Origin of the sequence: Shewanella olleyana (assembly GCF_023283825.1) — a bacterium.
In the GTDB taxonomy this organism is placed as follows: Bacteria; Pseudomonadota; Gammaproteobacteria; order Enterobacterales; family Shewanellaceae; genus Shewanella; species Shewanella olleyana.
In genome coordinates this window covers 144,257-163,734 of the sequence record NZ_JAKILD010000001.1, presented here as the reverse complement: position 1 = coordinate 163,734, position 19,478 = coordinate 144,257, and the positions used below count along the sequence as shown (strand labels likewise).

Below are 19,478 nucleotides of genomic sequence, written 5' to 3'. Positions count from 1 at the left end.
ATTCTTTGTTATTTTAGTAATGATGTATCAGTTGGTGTTCTACCAATACTGTAATACTTGAACTGCTTTTGCTTCATACGTTTTACGTTGAAAAGATTACGACCATCAACAATTACCGCTTCAGATAATAAGCCTTTAATAGTTTCAAAATCGGGTGCTTTAAAGCTTTGCCATTCAGTACAAATTACCAATAAATCTGCACCGTTTAATGCTGCTTCCTTAGTGCCCATTAAAATTAAATCATCCCTATTGCCATATATGCGCTGTGCCTCTTCCATAGACTCAGGATCATAAGCTTGAACTTTAGCTCCAGCTAGCCATAAAGCATCCATTAAAACGCGACTAGGCGCTTCACGCATATCATCTGTATTAGGTTTAAAAGCGAGCCCCCAGATCGCGATAGTTTTCCCAGTTAACCCTTTATTCTCTATAACGGCAGAGAGGTTTAATTCAGGAAGGTAATGCTGGCAAATATACTCAAATAATTTATTTTTCTGAGAATAGTTAACTGACTCAACCGCTTTCAAAATTTGCGATTCATAACCTATACTGTCAGAGGTTTTTACCAAAGCTTGAACATCTTTAGGGAAACAAGAACCTCCATAGCCACAACCAGGGTAAATAAACTGAAAGCCAATTCTTGAATCAGAACCAATTCCTTGTCTTACGTTTTCAATATCGGCACCAACTCGTTCAGCGATATTAGCCATTTCATTCATAAAACTAATTTTTGTTGCCAGCATACAATTTGCGGCATACTTGGTTAATTCTGCACTTTTTACATCCATCACAATGATTTTCTCGTGATTACGATTAAAAGGCTCATATAGCTCACGCATTAATTCTTCTGCGTAATCAGAATTTGTACCAATAACGATTCTATCTGGCCTTTTACAATCAGTAACAGCTGAGCCTTCTTTTAAAAATTCAGGATTCGAAACAACAGAGAACTCAGGTTTGTCATTGTCTTCACAGAAACGTGAATTCAATACTTGATCAATACAGGCTGTGACTTTATCTGCAGTGCCTACGGGGACTGTCGACTTATCAATAATCACTTTTGAAGATGACATATATGAAGCAATTGTTTCAGCTACAGCGAGAACATACTTTAAATCTGCAGAGCCATCCTCATCTGGTGGAGTGCCTACAGCAATAAACTGTAATTCACCGAAGTTTACCCCTTCTGAAGCATTGGTAGTAAATAAAAGGCGCCCTTCTGCATAATTCTTTTCAACTATTGAAGCCAAACCAGGCTCATAAATAGGAATAATCCCTTTCCTCAAATTATCAATTTTTTCTTGGTCTACATCGACACAACACACCTCATGACCTGCATCTGCAAGAATAGCCCCCTGCACAAGACCAACATAACCGATACCGAAGACTGTAACTTTCATTTATCAACCTCAAACTTTATAAACTATTTGAAAAAAATCACGCTACCGCCCCTGAATCTCAGCTTCCAGATTGCTGTAGAACTTTCCGATTTATACCTGTAAAGAGATAGCAAAGCTCAAGTATGTTGCTAAATAAACAGCACAAACAATGGCCGTAGTTAACAATTAACACCTAACTCACTCAACATGTCGCACCAACTTGAAGCATGAGCTTAACCAATATAGATGTACATTTGTTTACAGGCTGTATAAAAGTCGATTAAACAGCCTCAAACTCAACAATAAAAGCATTAAGCGCATGATTTAAAACAACTAAAAACCTCACCATCACTGTAACTTAATTACAAAATTATTTTTCATTGTTGTACAACTAAAAAAAGGCAATTTTCAAGCCAAACTAACTAGATAATAAAATAAAGACACGTCAATATTATGACGCCACAAAAAACACGAACAACCCCCTAAAAGTATATGAAAAACAACAAACATAAACTAAAGTGTCATACTTATGACTATCATCCTATAGTTGTATTCATAATATTGTTTAGTAAAACAAACATATACTCCTACAAATAAAAAACGACCTTAAGCTAGTGAATGAAATTTAATTACAAGAAAAACACCCCCTAATTTAACATTCTGTTAATCTTTAAATGAGTGGTAAGATTAATGTTCAGTTTCTTGGTAGAACTCAGCATTAATGACTCGACAATTAAAATGATGAAAAATTAATGAAAACCTTATCGGGTACTTTTCAGGTTAACGATTTTCAAAGCGTCAAAACTGCGCTTACAAGACCTTCCTATAAGCTATTACTTCTGCTTGTATTATTGAGCTGTTACAGCTTCTCTTTTTCGCCCGAAAATATGTTCAGTGAGACTTTTTTTAGCAAAATTTCAAATAAGTATGGTGAAGACAAAACACATGTATTTCATGAGTGGCAGAAATTGATCATCAATAACACTCAACGAGATGCTTATGAGCAATTAAATCGAGTTAATCAATTTACTAATCGAAACATACAATTTAAAACAGACATTGAGCATTGGGGAAAGGATGATTATTGGGCGACCCCTATTGAGTCCTTAGGAACTGGATACGGTGATTGCGAAGATTACGCAATATTTAAATATGTGAGTTTGATTGCGTCTGGAATTGAAGAATCTAAATTACGCTTAATGTATGTCAGAGCCTTAACGATAGATGAGCCCCATATGGTATTAATCTACTCAGAAGAACCTAACTCTATACCTTTAGTATTAGATAACTTGAAAAGTCGCATTTTCCCTGCCAATAAACGAGCTGATCTCAAGCCTATCTATTCTTTCAATGGCCAAGGATTATGGTTATCTAAAGCTCAAGGGTTGGGCAATAAAGTAAAAAGTGGTTCTGGCTCAAAAGATTGGACCCAATTAATGGAACGAATTGAGCAAGGACAATAACAGGAGTGGTATTGTGAAATTAACAAAAGGCTTTTCACTGAAAGCGCAATTATATTTACTAATTACGTGTTTAGTCACTTTCAGTTTTTTCGCCTCAACTATTATTAATATAAATAATATGCAAGTGTACCTTGATGAACAGTTGGCGTCTCACGCTCAAGATGCTGCTCACAATTTAGGTTTATCTATTTCCCCCTATATGGATGAAGAAAACCTTGTTATTGCTAAAACAATGACCAACGCCATATTTGATTCAGGCTATTATCAATACATCAAGTTCACCGATCTTAATGGTGAATTAAAATTTTCTCGGCAAAACCAAACCAGCACAATAAACGTACCAAACTGGTTTACTCAATTGTTCACCTTAACGCCACCAGAAATGATCAGTGAGGTATCTAATGGATGGGTTATTGCAGGTAAACTTGCAGTGCAGTCCAATGTCGGTGCAGCAAACTTTACACTGTGGCAACACAGCCAAAAAGTATTGTGGCTAAGTTTATTTCAACTTATTGGCGCGCTTCTCCTAGGCTATCTCATTCTCAAAGCGGTTTTAACTCCACTTCGAAAAATAGAAACACAAGCTAATGCTGTAGCTAGTAAGCAATATAACATCAACCCAGACGTTCCATTCACAACAGAGTTACGTGCTGTTGTGAATGCATTAAATAAGATGGTATCAAACATAAAACAAAGTTTTGATGAACAAACTAAGCATGCCGAATCACTATCTAAACAGGTGTATATCGACTCTCATACTGAATTACCTAACAGAAGAGCACTTTTACAAAAGTTTGATTCTTTAAAAGTAGAGGCGGCTGAAACTGGTACATATTTATATTTAAACTTGATATCAATGAGCTCCTTACAGGAAATAAACGATACTCAAGGTTATAGTGCTGGCGATAGCTACATACTCTGGGCTGCCAATTTGTTCAAAACTCAAGTTACTCCTTTTGATGAAAGTACCTTATATCGCATTTCAGGTTCTGAATTTGTGATTCTATCTTTATTATCTAGTGAGCAAGCAAGCAAGTTAGATAATCTTCTTAATGAAGCTATTAGTGTTGCAAGTAATGACCATTATCCCCAAGATTTTGCCAAGCAAATTATGACTATGGTCCAGCTGGACGAAACCTTTCCGGAAACTATTCAGCGCTGTGATACCAATATAGCAACCCAAGAATACTTCCTTAAGCCTAATAACCCAATTTGTGAATCATCACAGCAAAGTCACTCAAGACTTCAGTGGTTAGCCATACTGAAGCAATTTATTGAGCATAATGAAGGTGGTCTAGAGAAAAGTGCGACGAGTCACTTTAATGAATTAGATAATATTTTCGACCTAATGCTGCAGCCAATAATCGATAATGAACAACAATTGTTGTATGTCGAAACCTTTGTTCGATTTAAATTAGGTGACGAGTTGTTTTCAACCCCTGATGTTTTTGCCATGGCTGAAAGGTTAGGTCTTTCTGTCGAATTGGAAAAAGCCGTTGTCAGTTTTATATTCAACAAGTTATTAAAAGTGAAGCAAACCAAAGTTGCCATTAATATAAGCAACAATGTGATACATGATGAGAGCTTTACAGCATGGTTAATGGAAAATTACCAACAACAAAGATCTGAATTGCCAGAAATTATATTAGAAATAAATGAGTCTGCTGCTATCGCAGCCATTACGTCTACAAAACGATTTATTACCGCAGCCAAAGCTGCAGGTTTAGAAATTACCCTTGAAAGATTTGGGGCAAATTTAAGCACGTTTTCATATATCCGTAATTTAGATATTGATTACATTAAGCTTGATGGAAGTTATATCAGAGATCTTAATCAAGCTGATACTCGCTTTTTCGTGCAGACAATTACCCAAATTTGTCATGGTATAGGAATTAAGATAATAGCACCGCATGTAGAGAATTTATCGATTTCAACTCACTGTTTACAAATGAATATTGATGGTTTGCAAGGCAACGGGCTCTACCCTGTGGCTAACTTTAATACTATTATCTCTTCCAAAAATGATGCTTTACACACTATACTTTTAATTAATAAGTTTAATCCTTCGCCACAAATTAAGGAAAAATGATGCGTAACATTAAGGTTACTTTCCTACTGTTATCAGCCATGGTATCGAGTAATGGAATTGCAGCAATGAGTGAAACAGATTTCATTGACGGTCTTACACAAGCAAATAATGAAGGTATCTCTTTAGCAAATTTCGCCTTAAATCAGTTCAATGCGTCTCCTGAAGATGCTGCTGATATTTTAGCTTTAGCTATTCAGGCAACTGATGGTAATGAAGAAATGCAAAGGCAAGTACTGGCAGCCGCTGCTGCTTCAGGAATGGATGCAGATGACATTTTAGCGATTGCATTGGCTAACGGTGTTGACCCTTCGATCGTGGCACAAGCCGTTGAAGAAACTCAAACTGCAGGTGGTGGTGCATTCGGTTCAGCGCCAGCGCCTGGTGTAATTGGTTTTGGTGGTGGCTCTGGTGGTGGCGACGGCACTATCTCGGGTAATTAATTTTATTTGAAAATGTCATAGTCAACACGCATTAAGCCCACAATTGTGGGCTTTTTTAATGACTAAACGTTCCTATTTAACGCCTGTTCAATATCCGCAATTAAATCTTCAACACTTTCAAGTCCGACAGATATTCTTAACAAGTTATCAGTGATACCAGCTTCTGCTCTTGCCTCTGGTGTATATGGAGAATGTGTCATTGAGGCCGGATGTTGTACTAGCGATTCTGCATCCCCAAGGCTCACAGCGATTGTAAACAGCGTTAAACTGTTGACGAATTTTATAGCGGCTTGTTTATCAGCATTTAGCTCAAATGCCATCACCCCACCAGCGCGCTTCATTTGTTTACCTATGTAAGAATAACCCTGGTGAGATTCTAGACCTGGATAAAATACTTGTTTAATTTTTGGATGTTTTTCAAGATAACGGGCTATCAATTCTGCATTATCACAATGGCGAGTTAACCTAACATCTAATGTTTTTAAACCTCTAAGAATTAGCCATGCATCATGAGGAGAAATCACGCCACCAAAGTCTTTTAAAATCTCGAATTTAACTCTAGTAATATGTTCTTCACGGCCACATACGATCCCAGCGATAACATCCCCATGACCATTGAGGTACTTAGTCGCACTGTGGATCACCATATCAATACCCATTAACAATGGCTGTTGAAGAAGTGGAGTCATAAAGGTGTTATCGACAATACTAATCAAACCATTGCGCTTTGAAATATCGACAATAGCCGCTAAATCAAAAACCTGTAAATGTGGGTTAACTGGCGTTTCACAAAAAATCAATTTGGTATTTGGCTGAACTGCCGCTTCTATTGCTAACGTGTCGCTAAAATCGACAAATGTAGTGTCTATACCAAAGCGTTTTAGTTGCGTACCTAATAAAGCAAAAGTACAACCGTAAAGAGCGTTAGACGCAATGAGGTGATCGCCCGCTTCTAGGTGTGTCATTAATGCCGAAGACACTGCAGCCATTCCGGATGCACAAGCTGCTGCAGCTTCCGCGCCTTCAAGCATTGCCATTTTTCGCTCTAGCTCATCGGTCGTTGGATTACCGAGTCGGGTATACATATACCCCGGCTCGTCACCTGCAAACCTCCTGCCTCCCTGCTCTGCATTATCAAAGACAAAAGTGGCACTTTGATACAGTGGCGTTACTAACGCCCCAAATTCTTCCTTTTTATGTCCACCATGAATCGCTAGAGTGGCTAAATTCCATTGTTGTTGCATCTGCTCTCCCTGCTCACTATTCGTTAGAGTAATATTTAATTAGCGAGTACGAATTTAAGATACAGAGCTTAATCATTTAGCCAACACTTGGCGCTGTTTTTATATACAAACATAACGTAAATCAAGTGTTACAATTGAGCTGTAGGGTACGTCATTCCAACCTTTTCCAGATTTCTTTTTCTGCTAACTCTCCGCCTTCATTTCGCTTGGTGTGTAATTCATTACCTATGATTTGATATGAAAACTTAAAACTTCCACCCTATGCAAGAACATTAATTACGCAGTATTACAACAAAAACTCATCAACCAAGTTAATTAAAAAATGTAAATTCAAGCTTTAAATAACATCAATTTGAAGTAGGTCAAAATACTGAACCAAATGTTTGTGTGACCAAAAAAATAAATTAATATTAGTTTTATTATGGTTATCCGAGACTATCAAAGGGTTAACATGACTCACATTAAGACGTGCCCTCATTGTAAGAAAGCAACTGGCATCAATAAATTACATAGAACATTCCTTGAAAAACACTTCAAGTTTAAAGACTTCGATAAATATAGTTGTGATTGCTGTTCATCAACTTTTATGATCAATCAACTTTTCCCTAAAGAAGTTGTACTCATATCAGATGCTGCATAAATTCAAAGTTACATCCGCTTAGGGAACTGGGCGGGTTTAACTTTTATTAGTATCAGCGCAGCCTTTTCCAGATTTCTTTTTCTGCTAACTCTCCGCCTTCATATCGCTTGGTATGCCATTCATTACCTATGATTTGATATGAAAACGTAAAGCTTCCGCCCTCTTTTACATTAAATGAGTTCAATGTTGGAAACTCGATATAATGCTGTTCTGTTAATTGATAACTCCCTGTTCCAGCAGCCCAAAACTCTTTTACCCCTGAGTTATTCTTGATTGTCGTGAAGCTAAAGTGCTTGTTTGATATGACTTTAATGGCTTCAAGGTTTAACCCTTGATAATCGACCCACTGATTTTTATCATTCAAATATTCTCCAGAAATCAGCTCCCAACTACCTATCAATGGATTTTTCAATGAACTTTGCAATTGTCCGACTTGGCTTTCATCCTCAACTGCAGTGACAAAACTACTCACAGAAATTGTAAATATGATTAAGTAAAGTTTCATCGGTAATAGTAATGTCAGTCGCTTTGTCATTTGTGTTCCCTGTATTAAAAACAGCCAAATATTCAATATTGTTAGGCATCAAGTTATTGCTTATTTAGCTAGTGTATATTGGCAAGATATAGCCGACTTTGGTCTACTGGAAATAAGCTTTCTTTTATACACTTCATGAGCAGCTAAACTATAAAAGTACAAAGCTAATCTAGAAAGCAAATGTATAAAATGACCAAGAAAACTAATATAGAAAAATTAATGACCATCTCATAATGAAAAATTGGATCTGATATGACTGAAAAAGAAAAGATGTTAGCTGGCCTCGCTTATGATGCTTGGGAGCCAGAGTTGCTTGAGTTACGAGCCAAGGCTAAAAAGTTGTGTCATAAGTTTAATCAGCTTTGTCCATCAGAATCAGATAGACGCAACCAGATCTTAGAAAAACTAATATCACCTAAAGGCAAGTGTCATATCGAAGCTAATTTTTTCTGCGATTACGGTGTTAACACCGACATTGGTGATAACTTTTATGCAAATCATAACCTAGTGATACTCGATGTTTGCTAAGTAAAAATTGGTAACAATGTTATGTTTGGTCCCAATGTGATGATATCAACTGCAACTCATCCTATTGATGCAATTGAAAGGCGCTCTACTGAATTTGGTAAACCCATTACTATTGGCGATGATGTCTGGTTAGGTGGGAATGTTTCAATACTGCCAGGGATTTCAATCGGTGATAAAGCGGTAATTGGTGCTGGTAGTGTGGTGACAAAAGATATTGCCGGCAATGGAGTGTATGCCGGCAATCCTTGTAGATTTATTAAGTCTATCGATAAATAAAACCTGTTGTTTTACTTATTCACTTTAACGACTCACTAAAGTTTTAGAGAGATTGTTTTAATCGCTGCATCCCTTCATCTATGTTGATCAAGGCTTGATAGCCAAAATCTTGTTTTGCAGCGCTAATATCAAAATAATGACAGGTAGATAGCTGACGGGCGACAAAGCGCGTCATGATAGGTTCTTGTTGTTTTTTCAATAGTCCATAAACTGACTCTAAAATAACCCCTGCAGTATAAGCAACCCCAGCAGGTACTCGTTTAGTGACAGGCGCGATATCAACACAAGCGAGGATTTTATTTAGCATCGACGCCATGGTGATGGGTTCATCATTACTCAAAAAATACGCTTTACCGGCAGCATTGGCAGTCTTCGATAAATCTACTGCTGCTAATATGTGCGCATAAGCTGCGTTATCCACATAAATGGTATCGACTAATTTATCTTGCTTGCCGACTAACTTTAACTTACCTATTTTAGCTCGCTCAATCACGCGAGGGACTAGATGAGGATCTTCAGGGCCCCAAATTAAATGCGGTCTTAACGCCGTCGTTTTAAGCGCTTCACTATTGGCATCTAACACCATTTTTTCAGCAATTGCTTTTGAATGACCATAATAATTCAGAAACTTATCCGCATACGGCGCAGACTCATCAATCCCAGCTTCATCTTCACCTGCAAAAGTCACACTTGGGGTACTGGTGTAGACTAAACGTTCGATGTTCAGCTGTTTACAAGCTCTAATGATATTGGCTGTACCATTAACATTGGGTTCAAAGTAACTGTCTCTACTGCCCCAAACCCCCGCTTTAGAGGCAACATGAAAAACTAAATCACATTCTTGCATCGCATTGAATAAGCTATCGTAATCAGCAATATCCCCTTGAAACATGGTCACCCCCATGTCAGATAAATCAGGATAACTGCCACGTGCAAAGCCCACGACTTCGATATTCGCTGCGCGGAGTCTTTTGCATATCGTTTTACCTAAGAAGCCGCCTGCACCTGTAACAAAAACTTTATTCACCACAGGTTTAAGCGCGATTAGCGCTTGTTGTTCTTGTACTAATAAATCTTCAAACATTAATTGACTCTTCTAATTGGCATTTAGCAAATTGGTATTGTTTGTTGCAAACACAATTTATTCTTTCCACTGCTTTTGGGCCCATACACTGAGCTTTTCACGGAATATTTTAGCGTTATGGCGTACATCAACAGGAAAATCTGGATGGATTAAAAAACGATGTATTCCTTTGGTATGCTCGTGATTGTCAGCAATGTCCAGTAGCTCTTGATATAAAATTTTACTGGTTGAGCAAACAACTCCTTTTTTAAGCTCAACACATAATAACGGCACAGTTTTACCGTTCACTTCAATTGCAACAAGCGCTGAACGTTTTACCTGTGGATGAGTGTTAAATACCCGCTCACATGGGATAGAAAAGTAACGTTTATCACTATCTACTCGGTGTGCTTTACGGCCACACATCCATAGCTTACCTTCACTATCAAGATAGCCAACATCGCCCATTCTATGACGCACAGAATGTTTTCTTTCAGAAATTTTAGCAGCAGCTGTTGCGCTGTCACGATGGTAATAACTACGACTTACCATAGGACCTTTAACAACTATTTCGCCAATTTCACCATGGTTTAAGCTTAATGAATCATCCCACTGATTAATCACCTCTTCAGTGATATCAATGATTGCGATATCAACCCCTTCAATTGGGTGCCCAACACAAATGCCTTTGCCGTTATCTGTGGCTTGGGTGGTGTCAAATAAAGCTGAACTTGGCATCATGCTTATTGGTAAAGACTCAGTTGCACCGTATGAGTTTAACACTTCAACACCAGGAGAAAGCATTTGACTAAAAAGCTTAATTGACGAAATGGTGGCTGGCGCGCCTGCTGAGATAACACGTTTGACACTGGTTAATTTATGGCTTGTTTGCTCACCAGCTTGACCTAGTCGCTCAAGTAAAGCTGGGTTAACGAACATATTCGAGCATTGATACTTTTCTATCGCGGCAAATAAGTAATCAGGATTGGCCGTGATAGGTTTACTGGCATCCATAGCGGGCACAATAGAAGCCATCCCAAGTGCTGGGCCAAATAATGAAAACAACGGGAATGTGGCTAAGTCACGCTCGCCCGGTGTAATACCGTAATCATGCTTTAACGCCTGAATTTGCGCTTCAAACATTCCATGGCTATACACCACACCTTTTGGTGTACCTGTACTACCACTGGTAAACAAAATTGCCGCTATCTCATCCGTTTCAAGTAATTGCATTGGATACGAAGAGGCAACACTGTCCTTGGGTAGCTGATCAATGCTCTTTGCACCAGACAACCAGCGCTGTATGCGACTACCACCGACATTTAAGTAATGAGTAACAGATGACTTTCCCCAACCTAATACTCTGCGGGCAATATGCGCTTTGGGTATACCAATAAACACATCTGGTTTAGCTTCTTCAAAACACTGTTTGAGGTTGTTAACCCCCATACCTGGATCAACCAAAATGGGAATAACGCCAGCTTTAAACAAAGCAAATGTGAGCACAAAGAAATCTATGCTTGGGGTGACCATTAACACCGCTTTCATTCCCGCTTTAATGCCATAGTCATTTAAGCGGTAAGCTATGTCATCGGATTGAAAATGCAGATCCGCAAAATTAATTTCTTGATAAGAAAGTGAAGATGACTTTGCCGTTTGCACCGCTACGGCGATTTCATTTGGAGTATGCGTTGCAGCGTGTTGTAGATGACGACAAATGTTAGCTGATGGTTTAGTCATAATAGTAATGTCATCGCTTTTAATGAGCGTTAGTAGTAATTGAGCGCTAGTGTTAATGAAGCTTTGAATGCCTTTAAGCTTTACTTAAATTGAATCAATCTAATAAAAACTGAGAAAATAAAAAGGGCATTAAAATAATGCCCTTAATCTTGTTCTTCATTAACACAATTAGCTTTTAGGTTGTTCAGCCATAAAGTGTTGAATGAGACCAATCACATCTTCGCTGGCATCTTCAAGAATGTAATGACCACAGTCATCAAACTCACGCACTTGTGCGTGTGGCATATGTTGACGCCACTTTGCTAAAAAGTGTTTGTCGAACACAAAGTCCTGTAAGCCCCAACAAATCAATGTTGGTACATCTTGAAACTTAGCTAAACTATCGCCAATTTCTGATACTAAATCGTAATTACGATCTTCAGGCTTTAATGGAATGTCCTGCACAAAGCGTAACGTTGAAATGCGGTTTTTCCAGTTATTAAATGGAGCCACATACGCTTCACGCACTTCCTTATCCATAGGTTTACGTTTAACACCTACATACGATGCAATAGAAGAGAATGCATTAAAGCCTCTCACTAAAAACGTCCCTAAAATCGTTTCACGACAAACCCATAATGCCCACGGGAATGATTTAGTCTCAGGTAAATGGAATGCCGCAGTATTTAAAAAGACTAAACGTTTGATGCGCTCTGGGTAGCGAGCAGCATAACCCATGCCGATCATTCCACCCCAGTCGTGTACTACTAGGGTAATGTTTTCTTTAACATCAAGATGATCAAGCAAAGCCTCTAAATCATCAATACGATTTTTTAATGTGTAATCGTACTGAGGATCATCAGGTTTATCCGATAATCCACAACCAATGTGATCTGGTACGATACATTGATGAGTTGGGCTTAACGCACTCACCAGATTACGATAGTAATAACTCCAACTTGGGTTACCGTGAACCATCACTACTGGCTCGCCTTGACCTTCGTTGACGTAATGTAATTTATTGCCATTACGATCTAAGTAATGACTGTCAAAAGGCAACAGATTCTCTAACATGATGCTTCCTAATAATTTTTATAATACTGTTAAATAACCAGTTGGATGACTACCACTTAATGCCAAGCATCATACAGTTCAATCCACTGCCTATTCCTAGAAAGCTCACTTGATCGCCTAGCTTTAAAAAACCTTGGTCATGTGCAATCGCTGCCGTAACGGGAAGCGAGACTGTGCCCATGTTGCCAAGCGTTTCATAAGTTGGGAATTCTTTCTCATGAGGAATATCTAACGCGTTTAATACTTGCTTACGGTTTGATGCGCCAACTTGGTGACAAATCACTTTATCCACTTGCTCAACTAACCAATCACGTTGGGTTAAGAAGTGCTCCCAAGTGTGTTTAGCTAAATCAACACCTTCTTTTAACAAGGTAACAGCGTCAGTGCGCATAAACTCACGATAGAAGTTCGGGCTGGTTTCTTGCAGGCCCCATTGGCATAACTCATGGTGCTCAGGTGCCGATAAATGGCTCGCACCTAACAACTGGTGCTGTCTGTTATTTCTAAGTGGCAAACTGCCATCTGTTAAAATAACCGCAACTGCTCCAGAGCCTCCTGTAAGGGTCGCTAAAGACTGAGCAAAGTTTTGCATCGTCGGTTCTGACAACATGTTATCAATGGTTACTTCAACGATATCACGAGCAGATTCACAGGAAACCACCATGCCCGCTTTGATTTGGCCTAACTCAATGCGGTTAGCAATATCTAAAATACCCGACAACACACCTAAACAGGCATTACTGATATCGTAAATAGCAGTATCTTTAGACACACCTAACTCAGCAGCAACACGACATGCCGTAGCTGGCTCATGCTGATCGCGACAAACGCCGGTATAAACCACAGCGCCTAAATCACTGACACTAATGCCTGTTTCATCCACAGCTTTGCGCGCTGCACATAAAGCACCGTCAGATAAACGATAGCCTTTTGGCCACCAACGACGTTCTTTGATACCGGTTAATGCGGCTAATTGCCCCATCGGAATACGAAACTTTTGATAAAGCGGCGCAAGGCGAGATTCTAGGTCTAGGCTAGACACCACTTGGGGTGCTAACTCATAAGCCATACTATTAATAAAAACGCGGGAATATTTCATGAAACCGTATCAATCGCTCACTTTAAGGTCACTTTCAGCAACCGTATTTATTGGTATTTGTTATTAACCCGCCATTTGAGCAAGAAAAACCCAAATATTCAATATAAAACCACTTTTAGTCGCAGATAAATCTATCTAAGCCACACTTTGAATGACAAAAATTCTTTTATAGTCAATTAGGTTTAATCTGCCACACATAAATATAGGAATATATAACAGCGAGTTAGATAACAATTCGAACATAGATAATAGTCATTATCTTTTTTGTGCCTGAATTAAACTATTTCTTGGAGTAATACTGTTTGAACAAAATTCAAACACTTCAACTTGGTAATTATGCTGCTCTAAAAAACACACTCTATCTAATATTAACCAGTGCTCCAAAATCCGTCTAAACAAGTGAGCTACTAAATCAATCCGTCGTGTTAGGCGTTGTCTTTGGAGACCAATATGTAGATATTTTTCCATATCTTCAATAGCAGTAATATCCACTTGCTTTTGCCCAGCAGCCCAATGACAAAATTCAGTAAAACCTGCAGAAAGTTGACTTCGTTTAATGCTGGGAATGGGCAAGTAACCATTTGAACCAGTGGCATCACGCTGCAAACTATCAAAAGCTAACCGCCAGCAAATCTCTTGATGTCTTAGGCTTAACTGTTTTTCGTTGGCTATCACGCTTTGCTGTAATGGCAACTGCAAATCATGGCGTGATAACCTGAAACCGGCTTGCTTAGCAATATCGGATAATGGCTGGTATTGCTTAGCTTCAATTAAGTGATAACAACAAGGTGAAAACGAAATAGACTGTGTGTCTGATTGAGTGGCTAGGTCAATTAACTTAACGTGTAAATCACCGCATGCATGCAAAGCCACTGCATGTTGCTTAGCTTTTAGAGGATTATCAGTTAACTTAAACACATCTGTGCAGTGAAACTGCTGCTGAAGCTGCCAGCGATTAGCAAAGTCTTGACCTTGCTCGCACAAGCTTTGTTGCCACTCAAGGCTTGTGACATTGGTATCATGGGTTTTAGCTAAGTATCTCCCTAAATGCCCTTTTCCTGCGCACCACTCTAAAATAGGTAAGCCATCCATAGGGACATTATCTGCAAACTGAGTGATTTGTTGCCATTTTCGGCCTTTTATATGAGCACTAAAATGGCCTAACTCTGTTTCTGACAATGTAAGCTGACTATCAATACTGGTTTGATGGCGAGCATGCCCCCCATCCATTAGCATTGCTACTAAGTCATCTACTTTTATGCCGCTGTCAGCATTAGCAGCTAAATCTTCCAGTAAACTTGGCAACAAAAATGAGACTAACTTTTGCTGATCAATATCTAACGCATCAATATCAGCATCGTCTATTTGCCATACCTGCTTTGCCAAGGTTGGAAACTTCTGTTCCCAAGGTAAAGACTGACATTCAAATGCTTGCACTTGCCATAAAGGTTGTAGTGACATTAAACATGCACTTATTTGCGAAAGCTTTTGAGTGTTAGGTGTATTAATAGCCAATGCTGAAACCTTTTACGCTTGTTGTTTTATTGCCATTCGTTTGCCTAACCAGACACCGAACCCTAGTGGCGCAAAAAATACCGCAATTAAGAATAAAATGAAATACACAATCATGCTCTTAAGCATGTCGGTAACTTGTTTAAACACCAACTCTACGGTTCGTTGAGTCAAAGAGTCTAAGTCTTGCACTGCAGCCTCTCTTTCATCGGCAATCATCTGCACTAATGCTTCACGTTCATGAGTGATGATTAGTGCAAGTGAAGCACGCTCCTTAGATAACTGATGCAACTTATCATCTGTAACTTCACTTAACTGCTGAATGAGCGGACTTAGCTCCGTTCGCAGATCAGACGCAAGCAGCGTCATCATTTCTGGTGTTTGCTCCATCAATGCCTGAAACTTTACTGTGGTCTCACTGATGTTCTTCAAGGCTTGCTCAACGTCTGCTGCATTCACATCGGCGTGTAGTGCATATAACTCAGCTTTCCAACCTAGTATTTTCGGCATTTGTTGGGTTGTCATCGCCATTCTATCAGACATGTCACTCATCACTTCTGGCATTGAGCCAAATGTAGTGATTGCTTCAAATTCTGAGATTTCGCTATAGGCAAGCCAATCTTGAAAAGCAGAGGTTCGACTAAAACTAATATCTTGGATTGGGTTATCTGCCACATACTGGTTCACAAAATCTTGATGCTTTTTGTAACTGCTTGAGTCCACAAACCCTTTGACTGTTTTTGCAAATTGACTAGACAAAATCTCGCTTGCCTCAATAGCAATAGCTTGATGCTCGCCAAAAACCTCACTACCTGCACCATTTAAAAAGTACTGATTCATCTGCTCTGTAAACACCCATGTATCTATCATTGCTGCAACAGGTGACGCCTGAAAAATAGCACGCTGCAAATTTTGCTCAGAATAAATCTTCCACATCAAGGTATTTGAAATAATGCTGACATCATCGGTGCTGTTAGCGATAAGGTCGGCACTGGCTTCTACTTGTGTGTAAAAAGAGTAGCTAAACTCACGGCTAAACATCCGCATGTTCACTTGCTCTTTTGGTAATGGTTCTACACCGCTTTCAAGTTTTACTTCAAGTAACGAACAACCCGTCATTACCACTAAACTTAAGCCCATCATAGTCACAAATGACAAGCGCTTTACTGCTGAACATAGCCATGTTTTCATGGTATTCTCCACAAACCTGTAGCAATTTAGCCAAGCTCACCCAACATTAACCTGTCGCACAAGTTACAATAAACACAAGATCGCGACAGTTAACCAGTAAGATTAACTAGTTGATATATAATAATTTAATTTCATCAAAGACTAATTTTTATCACCTTTTGTGTCTAGTGTTATTAATAATATATAAAGCCAATTGCTCCCTTAACGTTTAATTATAGGATCTAAATATGCACTCACCTTGCGTTGCCAAATGCGGGCTCAACGATGATGATTTTTGTATGGGCTGTTTTAGGCATATCAATGAAATTGTAGGTTGGGGAAAAGCGAGTGAGGATAAAAAACAAGCAATATGGCAAAAGCTACCACTGCGAAAGGAACAAATGAAAGGCAACAATAATAGCCAGGTTATCAGTCGCGAGAAATGGTTAAAAGCCCAAGCGGAAATTGAACAAACTTAAAGGTGTGGATAAATAATAGGTTTATATGGCGAACAGTAAACTATAGTTTTAAGATTAATTAAAATTTTTGTCATGTTTATCTTTAATTAATAAACAAACTTTAGATATGTAAAAAGAGTATGAGTCAAAATTAATTGCTCATACTCTTTTAAATGCTATTTATTTTCCAACTGCTCTAAGTTATTAAATAACGTATAGAAAAATCCAATTGAACGACCGTACTCTTTAACTAGAATACGCTCATTAACGCCATGAAAACCTTTAAACTCTTCAGTATTTTCTAATTGAATCGCTGTCATGGTATATACGTCAGGGGCAAAACTTCTGGCTTGGAAATGTTTAGAGTCAGATCCACCGACTACAAAAAATGGTGACACGATTAAGTCATTACCCCATGTTTGGCGAATGGTTTTTTCCAGCATTTTGTAACCAGGACCACCTGCATTAGCCACATTGGTAGCAGGTGTTGACGCTGAAATATCTTTAATTTCAATGCGTTCGTCAGCTACTGCTTTTTTCACATGAGCAATAATAACTTCTGGAGTATCACCAGGCATTGGTCTGAAATTGACGACAGCTGCAGCTGTTGGTGGTAATACATTATCCTTAATACCTGCATTAAACATAGTAACTGCAATGGTGGTGTGAAGCATGGCTCTCGTTAATTCATTCTTTGACATTAGGTCAATGAACTCTTGCTCCAACGGGGTAACTTCGCCATCTTTACCAAATGCTACAGCCGAGTATAAAGGCTGATTGACTTTATCCAATTCAGGCCCCATGTAGCGATACTGAGCACGCACAGCTGGATGAATTCGGTAAGGGAATTGGGCTTTTTCTAATTTGGTGATAGCTTCAGCTACAATACCAATATTTGATTCCTCTGGTGGCATAGACGAATGTCCACCAACACCATTAATCGACAACTCTAGGCTGATAAATCCTTTCTGTGCAATGCCGATAAGTGCGGTATTTTCTTTAATTCCTGGGAAAATACCCGGTGTAATAGGCGCAGATTCATCCATTACGAATGCAAACCTTTCAATACCGCGTTTTTCTAAAACATCTGCTATGTACCTAGCACCTTCGGGCCCGCCTACTTCTTCATCTTGTCCAAATACAAAATATAACGTACGTGATGGCTGCCAACCTTCCGTTATCTTCATTTCGGCCGCTTCTAAAATGGCATGGATCTGGTTTTTATCATCTAACGAACCCCTTCCCCAAATGTAGCCATCTTTAACGGTGCCAGCAAAAGGGTCTGCTTTCCATTGGTCTCTCGAATCTTCAGGTACAGGAACTACATCTTGATGAGCATAAAAAAGTGCCGGTTGTAATGTTGGATCCGTGCCTTCCCATGTATAGAGCAAACTGTATGGTCGAGGATCACCTAACACTTCTTTTTTCAATGTTGAATGTACCTTGGGATAACTTTTCTCAAGGTATGTGTGATAGTCGGTAAATGCTTTGACATCAAAATCATTACGATCTTGATTAGAGATAGTTTTAAAAGTGACTGCCTTGGATAAACGTTTTACTGCGCCTTCAAGATCCACGTTAACTTCGACTTTTTCCACATTTTTCATCTGCATAGAGGAAAAATCTTGTTCACTAGCTTCGCACACTGAAACACCTGTGAAAAATGCCATTGCAGAAACAATTCCAATAAAACCTTTAGTGTAACTAAACATGCATATTTCCTTATAAGTTAAGTTGTTAAGCCCTTATTTTCTGATTGCTTGTATGGATGAGTAAATTGCTGCAAAAATTAACGAGATACCTGTTAAATCAAAATACTGCGCTATACATTATTAATATAGACAAATTTTTAACAACAGTCCTAAGTCTCCTGTGTCTACCTGACGTTATTTAAATCCGTCTCGAAAGATTCACGCATAAGTCATTGGATCATCCCTTTTGTTCAAGGGAGAATAGAGCCTTCAAAGCAAGTCTGTAACAATATTTGTAGTGTTCAGGTTAAAAACGTCATATTAGCAGTAAAAAATTACAACTATATAAAACGTTATAATATATCCACTTCAATCACAGCCCAGTTAATAGATAATCAAGTTGAGCTTTCAATAGAATGCAAAAAAGCCCATAAATATGGGCTTTTTTGTTTAATTATTAGTAAACGGCATTACTTTTTCATCATCGACTTCAAATCAGCAAACGGATTGTAAGTCGCCGCTTCTTGTTTTACTTCAGTGGTACTGCCATAACGGATCAATTCTTCAAAACGAGAATGTTCATTATCATGGCAATACAGACATAATAGCTCCCAGTTGGAGCCATCAGATGGGTTATTGTCATGATTATGGTCCATATGATGTACTGTCAGCTCAGATAAATTTTTATGAGTGAACTCACGAGTACAACGGCCACATACCCAAGGGTAAAGTTTTAACGCTTGTTCCCTGTAGCCTTTCTCACGGCTGGCTTTGTATTCTCTCGCTTCCGCTAATACTTTATCTAGTTTACTTTGAGTGCCTGACATCGACTTTCCAATTTTAGTTTATTGATTATTAGGGCCTGTTGATCTTTCAAGGTTGTTTTTGCAGCGAATTGTTGGCCATTTATACAAGGCAGAGACTTTGTGGTGTAGTTATTCTACATAAAAAGTCGATAACGCAGTAAAAATGGCCAACAAATGCTGCCCAAAGGGTTCGACTAAAAGCGTTTTACTCTTTGTTGGATGAATTTTGCTTAGATGACTAGGCATCAATCCATCCGCCTCAATTAAAACACTTTTATTTCGAACAAAAATT

At 38.7% G+C, this 19,478-nt stretch carries 15 protein-coding genes and 1 pseudogene; 5 read left to right on the top strand and 11 right to left on the bottom strand.

Annotated features, from left to right (window positions below; translation table 11 throughout):
* Positions 1-8: 8 nt before the first annotated feature.
* Positions 9-1,400, bottom strand: coding sequence for a UDP-glucose dehydrogenase family protein (locus L2735_RS00700; protein ID WP_248982888.1), 1,392 nt, complete (start codon positions 1,398-1,400; stop codon positions 9-11).
* A gap of 731 nt (positions 1,401-2,131) precedes the next feature.
* Between L2735_RS00700 and L2735_RS00695 the strand changes: the two genes are divergently transcribed.
* The 3 genes from L2735_RS00695 to L2735_RS00685 are packed head-to-tail and all read left to right on the top strand — an operon-like array spanning position 2,132 to position 5,371.
* On the top strand, positions 2,132-2,842 hold the full coding sequence (locus L2735_RS00695) for a transglutaminase-like cysteine peptidase (RefSeq protein ID WP_248982887.1): 711 nt from the start codon (positions 2,132-2,134) through the stop codon (positions 2,840-2,842).
* 13 nt (positions 2,843-2,855) lie between these two features.
* Positions 2,856-4,931 carry a bifunctional diguanylate cyclase/phosphodiesterase gene (locus L2735_RS00690; protein ID WP_248982886.1) on the top strand — a complete coding sequence of 692 codons (2,076 nt, stop codon included), beginning with the start codon at positions 2,856-2,858 and terminating at the stop codon, positions 4,929-4,931.
* Positions 4,931-5,371, top strand: a complete 441-nt coding sequence (locus L2735_RS00685; protein WP_248982885.1) for a hypothetical protein — start codon at positions 4,931-4,933, stop codon at positions 5,369-5,371. Before L2735_RS00690 ends, L2735_RS00685 begins: the two co-directional genes overlap by 1 nt.
* Before the next feature lie 62 nt (positions 5,372-5,433).
* Here L2735_RS00685 and megL read toward each other — a convergent pair whose 3' ends face one another.
* Positions 5,434-6,615, bottom strand: coding sequence for a methionine gamma-lyase (megL, locus tag L2735_RS00680; protein ID WP_248982884.1), 1,182 nt, complete (start codon positions 6,613-6,615; stop codon positions 5,434-5,436).
* A gap of 692 nt (positions 6,616-7,307) precedes the next feature.
* Positions 7,308-7,790, bottom strand: a complete 483-nt coding sequence (locus L2735_RS00675; protein WP_248982883.1) for a hypothetical protein — start codon at positions 7,788-7,790, stop codon at positions 7,308-7,310.
* Positions 7,791-8,042: 252 nt separating this feature from the next.
* On the opposite strand from L2735_RS00675, the pseudogene L2735_RS00670 reads away from it, so the two are divergent.
* Positions 8,043-8,594, top strand: a pseudogene (locus L2735_RS00670) (sugar O-acetyltransferase).
* A 43-nt stretch (positions 8,595-8,637) separates the two neighbouring features.
* On the opposite strand, the gene oleD reads toward L2735_RS00670, so the two are convergent.
* From oleD to L2735_RS00640, 6 genes are all read right to left on the bottom strand, one after another.
* The gene (gene oleD / locus L2735_RS00665) at positions 8,638-9,678 is read right to left on the bottom strand and encodes a 2-alkyl-3-oxoalkanoate reductase (protein WP_248982882.1); all 1,041 of its coding nucleotides are present in this window, start codon (positions 9,676-9,678) and stop codon (positions 8,638-8,640) included.
* A 57-nt stretch (positions 9,679-9,735) separates the two neighbouring features.
* Positions 9,736-11,397, bottom strand: coding sequence for an olefin beta-lactone synthetase (oleC, locus tag L2735_RS00660; RefSeq protein ID WP_248982881.1), 1,662 nt, complete (start codon positions 11,395-11,397; stop codon positions 9,736-9,738).
* Between the two features lie 168 nt (positions 11,398-11,565).
* A complete protein-coding gene (locus tag L2735_RS00655; RefSeq protein WP_248982880.1) occupies positions 11,566-12,450 on the bottom strand; it encodes an alpha/beta fold hydrolase in 885 nt (294 codons plus the stop codon).
* 49 nt (positions 12,451-12,499) lie between these two features.
* On the bottom strand, positions 12,500-13,549 hold the full coding sequence (locus L2735_RS00650) for a 3-oxoacyl-ACP synthase III (protein WP_248982879.1): 1,050 nt from the start codon (positions 13,547-13,549) through the stop codon (positions 12,500-12,502).
* 255 nt (positions 13,550-13,804) lie between these two features.
* Positions 13,805-15,064, bottom strand: a complete 1,260-nt coding sequence (locus L2735_RS00645; protein WP_346348114.1) for a methyltransferase — start codon at positions 15,062-15,064, stop codon at positions 13,805-13,807.
* A 12-nt stretch (positions 15,065-15,076) separates the two neighbouring features.
* Complete coding sequence (locus L2735_RS00640) at positions 15,077-16,252, bottom strand: chemotaxis protein (protein ID WP_248982878.1); 1,176 nt, start codon at positions 16,250-16,252, stop codon at positions 15,077-15,079.
* Between the two features lie 227 nt (positions 16,253-16,479).
* On the opposite strand from L2735_RS00640, the gene L2735_RS00635 reads away from it, so the two are divergent.
* Entirely contained in the window at positions 16,480-16,710 is a 231-nt protein-coding gene (locus L2735_RS00635; protein WP_248982877.1) for a DUF1289 domain-containing protein, read from the top strand.
* Positions 16,711-16,865: 155 nt separating this feature from the next.
* Here L2735_RS00635 and L2735_RS00630 read toward each other — a convergent pair whose 3' ends face one another.
* Complete coding sequence (locus L2735_RS00630) at positions 16,866-18,401, bottom strand: M20 family peptidase (RefSeq protein WP_248982876.1); 1,536 nt, start codon at positions 18,399-18,401, stop codon at positions 16,866-16,868.
* 449 nt (positions 18,402-18,850) lie between these two features.
* Positions 18,851-19,207: a YajD family HNH nuclease gene (locus L2735_RS00625; protein WP_248982875.1), complete on the bottom strand. Its 357-nt coding sequence runs from the start codon at positions 19,205-19,207 to the stop codon at positions 18,851-18,853.
* Between the last annotated feature and the right edge of the window lie 271 nt (positions 19,208-19,478).

Coding starts and splice junctions, on each gene's coding strand:
- L2735_RS00700 (WP_248982888.1), bottom strand. CDS start 1,400: ATGAAAGTTACAGTCTTCGGTATCGGTTATGTTGGTCTTGTGCAGGGG.
- L2735_RS00650 (WP_248982879.1), bottom strand. CDS start 13,549: ATGAAATATTCCCGCGTTTTTATTAATAGTATGGCTTATGAGTTAGCA.
- L2735_RS00640 (WP_248982878.1), bottom strand. CDS start 16,252: ATGAAAACATGGCTATGTTCAGCAGTAAAGCGCTTGTCATTTGTGACT.
- L2735_RS00625 (WP_248982875.1), bottom strand. CDS start 19,207: ATGTCAGGCACTCAAAGTAAACTAGATAAAGTATTAGCGGAAGCGAGA.
- L2735_RS00655 (WP_248982880.1), bottom strand. CDS start 12,450: ATGTTAGAGAATCTGTTGCCTTTTGACAGTCATTACTTAGATCGTAAT.
- L2735_RS00630 (WP_248982876.1), bottom strand. CDS start 18,401: ATGTTTAGTTACACTAAAGGTTTTATTGGAATTGTTTCTGCAATGGCA.
- megL (WP_248982884.1), bottom strand. CDS start 6,615: ATGCAACAACAATGGAATTTAGCCACTCTAGCGATTCATGGTGGACAT.
- L2735_RS00695 (WP_248982887.1), top strand. CDS start 2,132: ATGAAAACCTTATCGGGTACTTTTCAGGTTAACGATTTTCAAAGCGTC.
- L2735_RS00685 (WP_248982885.1), top strand. CDS start 4,931: ATGCGTAACATTAAGGTTACTTTCCTACTGTTATCAGCCATGGTATCG.
- L2735_RS00675 (WP_248982883.1), bottom strand. CDS start 7,790: ATGACAAAGCGACTGACATTACTATTACCGATGAAACTTTACTTAATC.
- oleD (WP_248982882.1), bottom strand. CDS start 9,678: ATGTTTGAAGATTTATTAGTACAAGAACAACAAGCGCTAATCGCGCTT.
- L2735_RS00635 (WP_248982877.1), top strand. CDS start 16,480: ATGCACTCACCTTGCGTTGCCAAATGCGGGCTCAACGATGATGATTTT.
- oleC (WP_248982881.1), bottom strand. CDS start 11,397: ATGACTAAACCATCAGCTAACATTTGTCGTCATCTACAACACGCTGCA.